Genomic DNA, 324 nt, shown 5'->3' on the forward strand with positions numbered 1-324 from the left:
ACAACCGTGATTCCGTGAGTAGTGGCGAGCGAAAGCGGATCTAGCCTAAACCTTGCGTGTGTGATACCTGTCAGGGGTTGCGCGTGGGGGGTTGTGGGACCTGCTTATCAGGACTGACATTCTGGTGAAGAGTTACAAAGTTTCATGCTAGTCGAACGACGTGGGAAAGTCGGCCGTAGACGGTGAGAGCCCGGTAGACGAAAGTGTGTGACCTCTTTGCAGTGTTCCCGAGTAGCAGCGGACTCCTAGAATCTGCTGTGAATCTGCCAGGACCACCTGGTAAGGCTGAATACTTCCTGGTGACCGATAGCGGACAAGTACCGT

At 54.0% G+C, this 324-nt stretch carries 1 rRNA gene; it reads left to right on the plus strand.

Annotation, left to right across the window (positions count from 1 at the left end):
- Positions 1–324, plus strand: a 23S ribosomal RNA gene (locus tag ADL15_RS21140); the annotation flags it as partial.

The sequence above is a fragment of the Actinoplanes awajinensis subsp. mycoplanecinus genome (genome assembly GCF_001509495.1).
In the GTDB taxonomy this organism is placed as follows: Bacteria; Actinomycetota; Actinomycetes; order Mycobacteriales; family Micromonosporaceae; genus Actinoplanes; species Actinoplanes palleronii.